The organism is Mesotoga sp. UBA6090 (assembly GCF_002435945.1).
In the GTDB taxonomy this organism is placed as follows: domain Bacteria; phylum Thermotogota; class Thermotogae; order Petrotogales; family Kosmotogaceae; genus Mesotoga.
Genome location: NZ_DIXC01000064.1, coordinates 1 through 13,037, shown reverse-complemented (window position 1 = coordinate 13,037; position 13,037 = coordinate 1). Strand labels below are relative to the sequence as shown.

Genomic DNA, 13,037 nt, shown 5'->3' with positions numbered 1-13,037 from the left:
TAGATGGAAAAAACCGTAAAAGTATCTAAACCATTCATGGATGATTTGAAGCATACAGTCTTTCTTTGGAGAAAGAGCCGCCTCACGATGATCGGATCGGCGATAATCCTTGTCTTCCTTCTTATGGCGGCCTTTGCACCACTTATAGCTCCTTACGACCCGGTCCAGCAGAATCTGCAGATAAAACTGCAGGCTCCGAGCTGGCAGCATCTCTTTGGAACGGACCAGTTCGGGAGGGACATTTTCAGCAGGGTTATCATGGGATCCAGGATCGCGCTCTGGATAATCTTCCTGGTATCGGTCATCAGCGGATCCATAGGAATTATCGTAGGCGTTACGGCTGGCTATTTCGGCGGAATTGTCGACGAAGTGCTCATGAGAATAACGGACATGTTCCTAGCCTTTCCCAGTCTGGTCCTCGCAATGGCTTTTGCGGCAATGCTGGGGCCGAATCTGACAAACACGATCATAGCCATATCCGTTGTCACGTGGACTACATACGCGAGGCTTTCAAGAGCGGAAGCTACAAAAGTCAAATCGCAACCATACATTGAAGCGATTCGGGCGGCAGGTGGCGGAAATCTGAGAATTATGTTCCTTCACGTTCTGCCGATGTGTATTTCTCCCGTTCTTGTTCAGATGACTCTCAGAATGGGAACGATCATCCTCACCGCGGCAAGTCTCGGCTTCCTCGGGTTGGGAGTTCAGCCTCCCACGCCAGAGTGGGGAGCCATGGTTTCCGACGGCAGGAACTACCTGATCGACCAGTGGTGGATTTCTACTTTCCCTGGAATATTCATCGCCTTTGTCGTTCTTGGATTCAACCTCCTCGGTGACGGAATAAGAGACATGCTCGATCCAAGGTTGAGGAGGTAACAGTATGGAGCTGAGAGGAAAACTATTAGATATATCTAACCTCAAAGTATCTTTCTACACATACAGGGGAGTAGTGAAGGCTCTCAACGGAGTAGAACTTTGGATGGATTCCGGAGAGAGGCTAGGAGTCGTGGGTGAGACCGGTTGTGGAAAGTCTGTCACGTCGTTAGCGGTAATGCGCTTGATCGAACAGCCTGGAGAGATCCAGGAGGGAAAGATAATCTTCAACGGTAGGAATCTTGTAGAATTATCTGAAGAGAAAATGAACAACATACGAGGCGTAGAAATGTCGATGATCTTCCAGGAACCGCGCTCATCGCTGAACCCAGTAATGAAGGTAGGCTATCAGATAGGAGAGTCAATTGCAAAATCCAAGAAGATCAAGATCAAACAAACCTACCCAGAGGTCAAAGAGATACTCCGCCTTGTCGGCCTTGATCCCGAAAGAGTTATGAACAGTTATCCTCATGAGCTAAGTGGAGGAATGTCGCAGAGAGTAATGATAGGAATGGGACTGGCAACCCATCCTAAGCTGCTCATTGCAGACGAACCCACATCGGCTCTAGACGTTACGATCCAGGCTCAAATTCTCGAATTGCTGGACGAACTCGCAAGGAAGATGGGAAACGCTGTGATGTTGATCACCCACGACATGGGCGTGGTGGCCGAGTTCTGCGACAAAGTCCTTGTCATGTATGCCGGGAACTCAGTAGAGTATGCTTCGACAGCAAGGCTGTTCGAAAAGCCGTTACATCCTTATACGGGTGGTCTGCTTCAGGCAGTGCCGAGGGTAGGTAGGACGGACGAACTGAAGGCCATAAAGGGTACGGTTCCCGATCTCGTGAACCCCCCGTCCGGCTGTCGCTTCCATCCCAGGTGTCCACATGCAATGGACATTTGTAAGGTAGAGAGACCACAATTCCTAGAAATAGAACCCGATCATTATGTTGCCTGCTATCTCTTCAAAGGCAAGAACGAGGTGAAAGAAGATGGCTGAGACTTTGATCAAAATAAGAAATCTTAAGACTTACTTTCCAGTGAAGAAGTCCATCTTCTCGAAAAAGCTATTCGTTAGAGCCGTCGACGACGTGAATATGGACGTTCCGAAAGGCTCTACATTTGCCGTTGTAGGGGAATCTGGTTCAGGTAAGACAACTCTTGCGAGAACCGTTCTGAGACTTATTGAACCAACTTCAGGAGAGATCGAGTTCGATGGAAAGAATATTCTGGAACTAAAGGGCAAGGACCTGCTTGAAGTGAGAAGAAATATGCAGATCGTCTTCCAGGACCCGTACAATTCGCTTCATCCCAGAAAACTGATTAAGAACATAATTGGGGAAGGGATGAAGATTCATTTCAAGATCACCGACATCGAAATAAGAGACAGGATAGCGGCCGTATTGAAAGAAGTAGGGCTGATAGACGATCATATGTACAGATATGCGCACGAGTTCTCGGGTGGGCAACGCCAGAGAATCGCATTTGCGAGAGCTATGGTTCTCAAACCGGAGTTCATTGTCCTAGATGAACCTACTTCGGCGCTGGACGTTTCGGTCCAGGCCATGGTTCTCAAGATGCTGAAGGAGATAAAGGTCCAGGAAAGTCTTACCTATATGTTCATAACTCACAACCTTTCTCTCGTTGACTACATAGCCGATAAGGTCGCCGTCATGTATGTGGGAGAAGTTGTCGAAATGGGAGACAAGACAACGATCTTCAATCACCCTTCGCATCCTTATACTGATTTGCTGATGGCTTCCAATCCAATCCCCGATCCGAAGTTCGTAAGGGAAAAGCGGCTGCTGAAGGGTGAGATACCCAGTTCGATAAACCCCCCTTCTGGATGCAGATTCCATAACAGGTGCCCGTTCGCAGATGAGAGATGCGAGAGGGAAGAACCTGAGTTGAGGGAGACAAAACCCGGTCATTTCGTAAGGTGCCACTATCCCCTCTGAGGTCTTAAGACTACTGAGAGGCATGTCCCTAGAGGCATGCCTTTTTTAATACTTGCTACTCTGATACTTTGATCTTTGACTTCTGTACTATGAGAACTCCGAGAAAAATGCCCACCATAGAGAGGATCATAAGAAAATTGATCTTCTCTCCGAGAAAGATAGCTCCGAGCGAGACAGCAACTAGGGGATTGATATAAGCATAAGTACCCGCCTTTGTTGCAGGCCACTTCTGAAGAAGATAGATGTAGCTGCTGTAGGCAACCAAGGACCCGAAAACAATGAGATAAGCGATTGCTAGAACCGAGTTCATCGAGAACCTTACTCTTGAGAACTCACCGGTTATTGCCGAAACGAACATCAGCCCAACACCGCCTGCAAACATCTGAATCCCGATGTTCGAGACTATGGAGCTGTTCCCCTTGAACGTTTTTGACAGTACCGTTCCAGTAGACCAGAGGAAGCTAGCAGAGAGGAGCACCAGGATTCCGGGGATGTCGATAGAAATACCGTGTTCGGCCGGAACCAGAAGAAAGTAGACACCAAAAAAACCCAGCAGAAGTCCAGAAAGCGCCTTCAAAGTCAACCGAGTCGTTCTTATGAAAAAGTGCTCCAATACCCCGGCAAAGATCGGGATAGTAGCCATTATGAGAGAAGCAACACCTGAATCTACCCACTGCTCTGCAAACACAACGAGGCCATTTCCACCCAGCAGCATGAAAAGACCGATAAGCGACAATCTTGAAAACTCGCTCTTGCCTGCAGGGAAGGCGTAGCCTCTGATATATGAGAAAACAATCATTATTAAGCCAGCTATGAGGAACCTGACCCCGGCAAAAAACATTGGCGGCATGCCCTCAACACCGATCTTTATGGCCAGATAGGTCGATCCCCAGAAAAAACTGACGAGAATATAAGCGAGGATCGCCATTCCATCTCCACTTTTCTTCAAGACACGACCTCAGGCTTCCGAGTGGTAATCGGAGTAATGATCGAATTATCCAACAATATTTAGTCAAAAACAATACGGTTTAGAAACTTTTGTGAGAAGTGGTAAACGTCCGTGCTAGCGGGTACGGCGTAGGGGGTAGGAAAGAGCTACGGACAGAGGTTACCCGTTGACCGTCCTCCGTTCTTCGAGGATTCTATCGAAGGACGGCTCTCATGCCCGGCTAAGTCGGAACTGGCCTTTGCGAAGTAAAGACTGGCCTGCACAGCAGACTGGCTTCCAAATCGCCTCCTGCCAAAGGCAGCATTGCGTCCACTGATGTTCTTCAGTACATTCCGTCCCGGCATGTTCTTAGCAGGCATAGCGTCGGCCGATATTCTTCGGCGCCTTGGGTCTGGTGTTTTATAGTAGCATCACTTCTGCTCTTGGACGGAATCCTTTACCAAGAACGAAGAACCTGGACGCGTAGTATCAGAAGGAATAACCGTTTTATTACCCTCTTGATCTTCGTACCTCTTTCCTCACTACTTTTGCATCGAATCTCATCTAAGTGCGGTTCTTCACAGCGCTCAGCGGTCGGCAAAAATGAATGTAAAGTCAGTCCTCTTTTTACTAAGCTGACGCCTAAGAAAAAATCGACTAATATTCATTGGATCTTGAGATGAACCAGTTGCCGGATATCTTTTTCACTGTCCAGTTATACTTGCGATGATCATCGGGACCTGACGTCCAGTCTATTACGGCGCTGAATTCTACTGTCGCTTCAGTTGTTCCAACGTTGAAGTCCACTTCAACGTCTCCCCTGTCGAAGAAGATAACATCTCTTCCTTCGAATCTGCTTGAATAAGCGTCTATAATCTGTGTATAAGATTTCTCTGCCGTGTTTATTAGCGCCGGATTCGTATACAATTCTGCAAGACACGCGGCATTTTCATCTTCCTAATACTTCTCGAAATCGCTAACAAGCTTGGTAACTTTTACCATAGGATCAATGAAGAAGCATCCCGAAAGAAGCATTAGCAAAATCGCCAAAGAAGACGTTATCAGCATGATCCGGTTCATTTTCTCGCCTCCAATTCTCACTTTGGCCTCTGAGAAGTCATGAATAACCACAACGGACCACGAACTTTCCTTACAACAAGTGATTTTAGCACCATTCCAAATAGAACGATCGCGAAATGCAGACTAGACTGTTTAAGAAAGCAAGTCAAATCATCGATCATTGGCAAAGCCTAGGATTTATGGTTATCTGTAATACCCTGATAGTGAAAACTATCGAGTACTTGACCCAAATTGGGATAAACTAATGGTAGTAAAGGAATGGGGGTGCGTTTATGAAGATATGCTTCGTTTTGCTTTTATCTCTACTTGTATTTGTTTCTACAGGCCTGGCACAAGAGAGCGCCGAGGTTCTAATTGTTGGCGACCCGGACGGCCACTATAAGAGTATTCAGGCAGCTATCGACGCTGCCAATCCCGGCGATACAATAAAAATCCTTCCTGGAACTTACAAGGAGAGCCTTTCAATTAGCAAAGAGATAATGATTGAAGGCTCCTCAAGAGACGAAGTAACAATAGTGCCCGAAGAGGGAAAGGATCTCGGGATTTTCGTCAGAGGTGCGAAGAGTTTCTCGATAAAAAGTGTAACAGTTCTTGCCAGTGGCGCAGCCATAAACGTATCCAGGTCCTCCGGCCAGATCAAAGACGCCTTCATAGCGGGCGGCCGCTTTGGAATCTCTTTCAGCGGCGCAGGAATGACTCTTGAGGTGGTTGATTCCTACATCACATGCTATGACGGCATGGATAACGAGGAGTATATAGAAACGAGGCTGGCCGGAATCTATGCGTATGGTAATGCCACTCTGAGTGCCGAAAACTCCGTTTTCGAAAGGAACGGAGTTGGAATAAGCCTCACAAATGATCTGAAGTACAACATCACAGGATGCACATTCAAAAGAAATACAGTGGGGGTTTCACTTGGTGGCAATGCTACTGGATCTATCTCTGAGAACGTGGTTACCGAGAACGTCGAAAACGGGATCCTGATCAACTCATCTTCCGAAACCAGGCTGGAAGGTAATATCTTCTTCGGAAATATCCGGCATGGTCTCGACCTCTATCTGAATCGATGCACTGAGTGTGAATGCGGAGGCGATGAATTTAACGGGACTGTTGTCGGTTTGGGAAACAGGTTTGAGTCCGAAGATGAGATCTGTCCTATGGACTTCTGGGATGAAAGCTTCTACAGCTTCGATAAGGATCTGGGCAAGGGAGTCGAACAAGACTAGGCTAGAACATTACAGCACAATTCCCTCCAACATATAGCAACCATGTTTTTCGTTCGCTGGACGGAGCTTTTCATAGTATTCTTCTTTCAGAAGCTTTCCAGATCAAAGAATGTAGACGGTTTGATCGCATATAATTCTTCTGTATATCTATTATTTCAACTCACTGAGTAATGCAACTCGCAACTTCTTTTCAGAAATAAATTTACACATTGAATGGTAATTCATTACAGATACATCATTCAGCAAATGCATGGTATACTAATGTATGAAGGTGAGATGCGGAAATGAGACGGGACAGGTTTCATAAAACAGTCTTTGTAGTGTTTACGATTGGTTTGGCTAAGCCGTGATGACAATGGTAATCGCCTTGATCAACCTTGCTGACGCAAATATTTCTTCAAAAGCTTTCAGAGAATATCTCGACGAGTCAAACGTTATCGAGTCCAACCCTTGAGAAGTTCTACAATCCTGCGATATCCCGGCCTGCAGATTGGTACGTATCTAACCAATTTAGCTTACATTTTCAGTTTCAAGCCCAGAGAGATGTTTTCATTTGCAGCTATTAACTCGGCGCTTAGTGTTGCTTGGATAAGAATTCTGAAAGTAAAAACCTCAGACACCTTCAGGGCTTCGAAGCCTCTCATAGATCTTCAGACGGGAATCTGTGTAATTGATACTTGAAGAAGGCAACCCTTAACTAGCAGTGGGTTGTGCTTCTACTGGAGCAAAGACAATTGATAAGAATGAGAACAGATGCCCTAAAAGTGACCTCTGTTCACTAATTATCCGATTCTCACTTAAGCGTTTCCACATTTCCACAAACTCTGTGCAGAATCAGAATGAGTTGAAGTCGGTTCCACCCACGTTCCGGGAATTTTCGAACAGCGACGCTCACTCAGGTCTTCCGACTTGCATCAAAATCTTCGTCAGATACTGACTCTCCGGGAATTCTGGCCCGTTGTAGTACTGCTAATAGACGCTACCTGTGGGGACATATCCGTTCTTGCCTATCATTCGGCCATTTCGCTGTACACCGTCTCCATCTGGCTGTATGGACCCATGTAGACAGAAAAGACGCTTAAATGCAGCTCTGAATGATGTCACCTTTTCCGGGCAGATCGAATGAAACTGGGAAATCCTATCTCAACATCAAGATTTTGCATGTCCATGTTGTGATAGGGAACAAATGGGATATCGGCAGGGGATTCTCCCATCTCGCCAAAATAGGCGGCAGTCTCTCCATATTTTTTTCCAAAGAGAGAAGGTAGATTCTGAACGCTCGTTTTTGTGCGGACAACCAGAGTGGAACTTGCGCAGCGCTTCAATAATGCGATAGGTGTTAGCCTCGGCATAATAACCCCCTTTAATTCTTCTCGTGACTGTTGTCTTGTCAATAGTATGTCCAGGTAGATCAGATCAACTCAATCAAACGGGGCCAAACTAATAATAATACATTTTCCTGAAATACCTGCGCTTCATGAGAAATTCAAGGCGTATGACATGACCAGAATCAAATACTACCGAACCAGTACCGAGCTGTCATTACTCTCTTGCGAAAGCCATGTGTAATCCGAGTCAACGGGATAACCCTTCATCAATGCGGACGCAGCGCCGGACATATTCTCACCAGACAAAGTCCCTCACATGTTCAGGATGAAAACAGTATCCTCTTTTAGGCTGATCAGAGTCACTTCAATTTCAACCTTTCCAAACCTCGTCACTTTGCCTTAAATGGTTCCCGTGAAAGTTGAAAAAGGAACTAGCGCAGTTCCGCTGAAGTTGGCTCCTTTCTGCACAATGACTGCTTAATCCACATTACTTCTTCATCGCGAAATTGAAAGCTCTCTGTCCAGTTTAAGCGGGTTTCTAAGTCTACAACTATCAGAATTCCGTTCTCTTGTCATCAAGTGTTCTGGCTAGACCAGGGAGACTTCTTTCTATTTCAGTATTACCTGTAAGCCTTTGTTTGTAGTCGTTTCTGAGCATTTTTAAAGACTCCTTCCGGGCTTTGGAGAAATCAATCGTTTCTGGTAGTTTGATAACAAAGGAGAGTCACGAGGAGGTCAAACTAATCAGGCATGGATATCGTTGGAAATCTATATATCTCTTACGGAGCGAGATTTTGCCGTTCTTTGAGCTGCACAAACAGAAACAAGACTTCTTCCAGCTGTGGTCCGATCAAAATGATGCGGGTTTGCCGGGCGATGAAGTAAGAATATGTTTGATAAGAGAGTAATCTTTCTCCCTGTAGATGAGCGTTTCTGCACGAGAGATTATTTCCTGTTGCTGGCTCGAGCCGCGAACATAGAAGTCGTTACTCCGCCAAAAGTTTATCTGGGGGCAAAGAAAACGCCCCCGGATATTCGCAGGCTTCTCAGATGGCTTGAGCAGACTGTCGTGCAGGGAGATTATCTGGTCATTTCTATCGACATGCTGGCACATGGCGGACTTATACCCTCGCGAATGAGTCTGGATACCCTGGATACTCTTCAGGAAAGGCTCGACCTGTTGAAGGGGCTTAAGGAACGCGTCGTGAAGATCTACGCAACCACGACTATAACAAGAACTCCTTTCTACAACTCGTCCGAAGAGGAACCGGACTACTGGCAATACTTCGGGCTGGACATGTATGATCTTTCCAGACTTCTCGCCAGGAGCTTCAGAGGTGAGATGGTTCACCGCTCCGTGATCGAAAAGATCAGCAAGATTCCCTCTCACTTCGTAACGGACTATCTTGTGAGACGAATCAGAAACCGAAAGCTTGTCTCTTCAGTAATAGAACTGGTAGACAAAGGCGTGATTGACTTCTTGAATCTCGTTCTCGACGATAACAGCAAGGAAAGCATATCCCTTGCCGAAAGCGAGATTCATCGGGCCAGGGTAGACTCTCTCAAAATAGGATCGAGGGTTTCAATTCATGCAGGTGCAGATGAGGCGACACTTAGTTTACTGGCCAGCGTGCTTTCTGAATCGGTGGGAGAGACCCCGGCCTTTGAGGTTCGTTACGCCTCTCCGGAGCATAAGGATTTCATTCCACCCTACGAAGGCTCTCCACTCTACCAGGGCATTCAAAACCATATAGAGGCAGCCGGAGGAAAGGTGGTCGACAGCGGAGGAGAGATTCTGCTTCTGGCTAACAATCCGGAAGTCGGTCTCGACAGCGCTCAGCAGCTTTTCGCTCCCACCGACTCGAGTTCGTACGACAGGTTCTTTCGCGAGATCGAAACGGCAGATTCGATGATAAAGGGTATAGCCGATGTAAAGTACACCAACGGCGCCGACAACTATCTGGTCAAAGAGTTGCTGAAGAGAAGCGAACTGAACTGGCTGGAAACGAATTACTCGGCCTGGAACACAGCCGGAAACACTCTTGGAACAGTATGCGCCCATTCGATAGTCCAGCTTCTGGGAAGTAAGGGGCTGCTGGAGGTAGATCAGTCAAGGATCAAGGAATTGCAGGCGATCTTCTTCCTTGAGCACTGGGCATTTCAGTCGAATATACGCAAAAGGCTGCTGGTCGAGGCAGAAAAAAGAGGGTCAAAGCCGTGGACTGTAATTCCCGTCGAATTATGGGCCGAGGAGTTTGTGAAGAGTGAACTGATTCCTTATATTCCTCCTGTTCAAGAGGCTCTGGGAATAGAATTCGAGGTTGAACGACTCTTCTTCCCCTGGCACAGATCCTTCGAACTGGGTCTTTCGGTTGTGCCGAGAGCCCATCATTACCCACAAGTTGGGAGTTAAATGCCACCAATATGCTGGTCTTTGCGCGAATGCTGTCGTTGGCTCCTGATAGTCCTGATCTTAAGTCCTTGAGGGAGGAGCGCCATCTCTTGACCCTACGCACCTTTGTATACGAAAAAAGCCGCAGCCTTGAAATGGTTCACTGAGAAAGGTTGTTCGGTGTTTGTTCTTGGTTGCTAGAACTTTTCTTCCCAACGATTAGCGGGTCCTTGATTCTAAGCGTGCAGCATGTCTTGATAAGCGGATCTTCCAGCTGCAAGCGATCTCCTCCGCACAAGCGGGGATTTAAGATCATGAGCTAGAGGTGCATGAAACCGCATTTACTCCATAATGATGACTGATTCTGGAACTAAGGAACAAGATGATAGAATTCCAAATAAGATCATATAGATGATGATGAGGTTCACGAAAGGTGAAACCTGAGGTGACTGAATTGCGTTCAGAACTACTGAATAAGATAGAAAAGAAGATAGTCGTCTCCTGCCAGGCCCTGGAGGACGAACCTCTCCACGGCCGCGGAATGATGGTGCTGATGGCGAAGGCAGCCATAATGGGAGGAGCCGCTGCGATAAGGGCAGACGGGGCGCAAGACATTGAGGATATTAAGTCCGCGTTCGACATACCCTTAATCGGACTGAACAAACGAAACATCGCGGGATATCCTGTTTACATAACCCCAACTTCGGAAGACGCCCTCACGGTTTTGAGAGCAGGCGCCGATGTTGTCGCCATAGACTGCACCTTGAGAAAGAGACCCGAAGGGCTCGACAAGATATTTGCCGTCGTAAGAAGAGAATTTCCGGACAAAAAGATAATGGCCGATATCTCCAGCATCGAGGATGCTAGGGAAGTATCCCGTCTCAAGCCCGATTTTCTCGCCACGACGCTTTCTGGATACACAGATGAGACACTGACCAGACCGAAGCCGGATATCCGGCTTGTAGAGGCACTTGTTGAAGAGTTCGATATTCCGATAATTGCCGAGGGCAACTACTGGGAGCCGGAACAGGTTGTGAAAGCCTTCGAAGCCGGGGCCTTTTCGGTCACGCTCGGCAGTGTCATTACAAGGCCCCAGCTAATAACCAAGAAATTCACTTCCTACCTTGAAGACTGGAAGAAGAGCCGTTCCCAATCCGGCAAGTGATGTTGCCTATAGCTGGAGATTTGTCTGTATCCCGTAGAGTTTTGCTCGGGGTGCGATTTGCTGTTGAAGTGTGCTAGAGAATGAACTTCTACACGGTAGACTAATAATTGGGAGTACATGAAATACTGAGTGTGTAAGGAGGAGTCATTTTGAAGAATCTGTTCTTAACGTTTCTAATCGTGCTTTTGACCTTTACAATCGCCCTCGGCATGAGCGAAGAAGAAAAACGACTTGAAATTCAGGCAAGGGTCGAGAAGGCGGCCGGGCTGATCGAAGAGAATGGGCCGGAGATATTTCCGCTTTTCTACGACAGAAACAGTCAGTTCTTCACTGGTGAGGAGTACATCTTCATCTACGACGATAGCGGAACCAATCTAGTCAACGCGGGAAATCCAACCGTCTTTGAGGGCAGAAACCTGATATCTCTCAAAGACAAGAATGGACTCTATATGATTGTCAGGATTTTTGAAGTCGCCCTGAATCAGGGAGGAGGCTGGGTAGATTTCTTTTGGCCCTTGCCAGACGGAGGTCCTGCAACATTCAAGAGCGCCTACGTGATGTCCGCTACTCACGGAGAGTTAACATATGTGATTGGAATGGGATATTACAAACAGGAGCAATGAGTTTCTTGGTTCTGAATGAATAGACCTGAATGTTCGAATACCCACAACAACAAATCAGGTCTCAATATATTTCAAGAAGACCCGGAGTTTATTTCTGGCTTAATTCTGAAGCGAGGTGTATGAATGCTTGCTCTCGGAATAGATATCGGTGGAACGATGATCAAGACGGCGATTGTGGATTCAAATGGCACACTCTCCGAGAAGAGACTATTTCCTACCGCCATAAATCTCAAAGACCAGCTCTTGGAGATAGTTAGAGAAGAGCTAGCCGCGCACAACGTGGAAGCTATAGGCATCGGTACGGCAGGCAGAGTCGATCCTATCACCGGGAATGTGAATCTGGCTACGAGCAATCTCACTAACTGGACCGGAGTGCCGGTAAAGACTCTCATCCAGGAGAAGACAGGCGTTGTTACCGCCGTTCTGAACGATTCAAATGCGGCTGCATTCGGTGAATGGTTCTGCAACTATCGCCGGGCGGAAACGCTGGTAATGTTAACGGCGGGGAGTGGCCTTGGCGGGGGAATCGTGATAAACGGTTCTCCTCTTCTAGGAAAGCGCGGAGAGGCAGCCGAATTCGGCCACATCATCATACACCCTGGTGGAAAACCCTGTAATTGCGGTAAGGAGGGGTGCGCCGAGCAATATGTATCTATGCGCCTTATCCATAGCCTTGTGGCAGCGGCAGCAGGCCAAGAAATGGACAGAGCCGCTCTCATCGAACAGTATCTAAACGGCAATCCAGTTGTTGAAGAAGCAGTAAGTACCGTAGCAGGAGATCTTGCGATCGTAGTCGATTCGGTCTTCCTGAGTTTAGACCCCGACATAGTAGTTGTGGGAGGTGGAGTGTGTGAGCTCGGGAAGAGATTCTTGAACAGCCTGAGAGAGGAACTTTCAGTGCTCTCAAGATCATCGCTGTATACCGAAGAAGATGTGGTTCTTTCTCTTTCGGGAAACGACGCAGGAATAGTAGGCGCAGCTGTCTATGCGATGGCCGGAGAAGCATCCGGAAATGAATGACTGGCTTCGCAAGTAAGAGCCGCCTGTAAGATAACGCTGAACGCTATGAAGAGCAGTTGTGCGTTGTCAGTTCCAAGTTGCAAGCCGCAGAACCAAAATACAGTTGAACGATCAGTGGCATTTTTCATAGCTGGCTAGACTCCAAACACTCTTGAATCATGATCTTTACCAAGAAGGAAGAACAGATCCTCGCTCTGGAACAAAGAACAGGTTCTCCTAGCGAACGGAGAACCATTCAACGGCGAACCTGTTTCTCTTTTTAACCGGTGAGTAGCCCAGGGGGATTTCACCCCCAGGCTCTCTCAGAACCGGACTTGAACCTCTCGATTCATCCGGCTCCCATTATCCAGCCGCATAGAATATCCCCATTGTCCAGTGTACAAATAGATAAGGCTCCCTGCGAGCGAGAGCTTTTAGCCATTTACTCGCTTTTGTGAGGCCTCT

General features: G+C 47.2%; 13 protein-coding genes. 9 read left to right on the top strand and 4 right to left on the bottom strand.

Annotated features, from left to right (window positions below; translation table 11 throughout):
* The first annotated feature begins 3 nt into the window (after positions 1 to 3).
* From nikC to B3K42_RS10505, 3 genes are read left to right on the top strand one after another with little or no spacing between them, the layout of a single operon-like run.
* Positions 4 to 876 carry a nickel transporter permease gene (nikC, locus tag B3K42_RS10515; protein WP_110990648.1) on the top strand — a complete coding sequence of 291 codons (873 nt, stop codon included), beginning with the start codon at positions 4 to 6 and terminating at the stop codon, positions 874 to 876.
* Positions 877 to 880: 4 nt separating this feature from the next.
* Entirely contained in the window at positions 881 to 1,873 is a 993-nt protein-coding gene (locus B3K42_RS10510; protein WP_110990647.1) for an ABC transporter ATP-binding protein, read from the top strand.
* The gene (locus tag B3K42_RS10505) at positions 1,866 to 2,831 is read left to right on the top strand and encodes an ABC transporter ATP-binding protein (RefSeq protein WP_110990646.1); all 966 of its coding nucleotides are present in this window, start codon (positions 1,866 to 1,868) and stop codon (positions 2,829 to 2,831) included. The genes B3K42_RS10510 and B3K42_RS10505 overlap by 8 nt, the downstream gene beginning before the upstream one ends.
* 55 nt (positions 2,832 to 2,886) lie before the next feature.
* On the opposite strand, the gene B3K42_RS10500 is transcribed toward B3K42_RS10505, so the two are convergent.
* The 3 genes from B3K42_RS10500 to B3K42_RS10490 form a co-directional block, all read right to left on the bottom strand.
* Positions 2,887 to 3,780: an EamA family transporter gene (locus B3K42_RS10500; protein ID WP_110990645.1), complete on the bottom strand. Its 894-nt coding sequence runs from the start codon at positions 3,778 to 3,780 to the stop codon at positions 2,887 to 2,889.
* A 636-nt stretch (positions 3,781 to 4,416) separates the two neighbouring features.
* Positions 4,417 to 4,686 carry a hypothetical protein gene (locus B3K42_RS10495; RefSeq protein ID WP_258367323.1) on the bottom strand — a complete coding sequence of 90 codons (270 nt, stop codon included), beginning with the start codon at positions 4,684 to 4,686 and terminating at the stop codon, positions 4,417 to 4,419.
* A gap of 30 nt (positions 4,687 to 4,716) precedes the next feature.
* Positions 4,717 to 4,839, bottom strand: coding sequence for a hypothetical protein (locus tag B3K42_RS10490; RefSeq protein WP_258367322.1), 123 nt, complete (start codon positions 4,837 to 4,839; stop codon positions 4,717 to 4,719).
* A 272-nt stretch (positions 4,840 to 5,111) separates the two neighbouring features.
* Between B3K42_RS10490 and B3K42_RS10485 the strand changes: the two genes are divergently transcribed.
* Both B3K42_RS10485 and B3K42_RS10480 read left to right on the top strand, forming a co-directional pair.
* Positions 5,112 to 6,065 (top strand): right-handed parallel beta-helix repeat-containing protein, encoded by a 954-nt coding sequence (locus tag B3K42_RS10485; protein WP_110990644.1) that lies wholly within the window; start codon positions 5,112 to 5,114, stop codon positions 6,063 to 6,065.
* A gap of 450 nt (positions 6,066 to 6,515) precedes the next feature.
* Positions 6,516 to 6,746 carry a hypothetical protein gene (locus B3K42_RS10480; RefSeq protein WP_110990643.1) on the top strand — a complete coding sequence of 77 codons (231 nt, stop codon included), beginning with the start codon at positions 6,516 to 6,518 and terminating at the stop codon, positions 6,744 to 6,746.
* 419 nt (positions 6,747 to 7,165) lie between these two features.
* Here the strand turns inward: B3K42_RS10480 and B3K42_RS10475 are convergent, their stop codons facing one another.
* Positions 7,166 to 7,417: a hypothetical protein gene (locus B3K42_RS10475; protein ID WP_110990642.1), complete on the bottom strand. Its 252-nt coding sequence runs from the start codon at positions 7,415 to 7,417 to the stop codon at positions 7,166 to 7,168.
* An 865-nt stretch (positions 7,418 to 8,282) separates the two neighbouring features.
* Here B3K42_RS10475 and B3K42_RS10470 point away from each other — a divergent pair.
* The 4 genes from B3K42_RS10470 to B3K42_RS10455 all read left to right on the top strand — a co-directional run bounded on the left by B3K42_RS10470 (position 8,283) and on the right by B3K42_RS10455 (position 12,593).
* On the top strand, positions 8,283 to 9,806 hold the full coding sequence (locus tag B3K42_RS10470; RefSeq protein WP_292598652.1) for a DUF4127 family protein: 1,524 nt from the start codon (positions 8,283 to 8,285) through the stop codon (positions 9,804 to 9,806).
* Between the two features lie 433 nt (positions 9,807 to 10,239).
* Positions 10,240 to 10,950 carry an N-acetylmannosamine-6-phosphate 2-epimerase gene (locus tag B3K42_RS10465; RefSeq protein WP_292598650.1) on the top strand — a complete coding sequence of 237 codons (711 nt, stop codon included), beginning with the start codon at positions 10,240 to 10,242 and terminating at the stop codon, positions 10,948 to 10,950.
* A 149-nt stretch (positions 10,951 to 11,099) separates the two neighbouring features.
* Positions 11,100 to 11,573, top strand: coding sequence for a cache domain-containing protein (locus tag B3K42_RS10460; protein ID WP_292598648.1), 474 nt, complete (start codon positions 11,100 to 11,102; stop codon positions 11,571 to 11,573).
* A 123-nt stretch (positions 11,574 to 11,696) separates the two neighbouring features.
* Positions 11,697 to 12,593, top strand: a complete 897-nt coding sequence (locus B3K42_RS10455) for an ROK family protein (RefSeq protein ID WP_292598646.1) — start codon at positions 11,697 to 11,699, stop codon at positions 12,591 to 12,593.
* Positions 12,594 to 13,037 lie beyond the last annotated feature (444 nt).